We start from the raw sequence: 295 nt of genomic DNA on the forward strand, positions 1-295 counted from the left end.
CCCACGCATTTCCTACCAGATTAAGAATACTGTCTTTAGGATCCAGCGATAAAAGCCCGGCAATTACTGCGACCAATAAAACGGAAAGTCTGCTGGCTACCAGAAGTTGCTTTGGAGTTGCTTTTTTATTTAGGAAAGCTTTATAAATATCTTCCGTTAATGAACTTGAAGTTACCAATAACTGAGAAGAAATAGTCCCACGCATTTCCTACCAGATTAAGAATACTGTCTTTAGGATCCAGCGATAAAAGCCCGGCAATTACTGCGACCAATAAAACGGAAAGTCTGCTGGCTA

At 40.7% G+C, this 295-nt stretch carries 1 protein-coding gene; it reads right to left on the reverse strand.

What is annotated here, in order from left to right; translation table 11 throughout:
- Nucleotides 1–205: sodium:solute symporter family transporter (locus BOQ62_RS01175; RefSeq protein ID WP_410494160.1), on the reverse strand; the 205-nt coding region annotated here is incomplete at its 3' end.
- Nucleotides 206–295: the final 90 nt, after the last annotated feature.

This window comes from Chryseobacterium sp. CH21 (assembly GCF_004119445.1).
GTDB lineage: Bacteria > Bacteroidota > Bacteroidia > Flavobacteriales > Weeksellaceae > Chryseobacterium.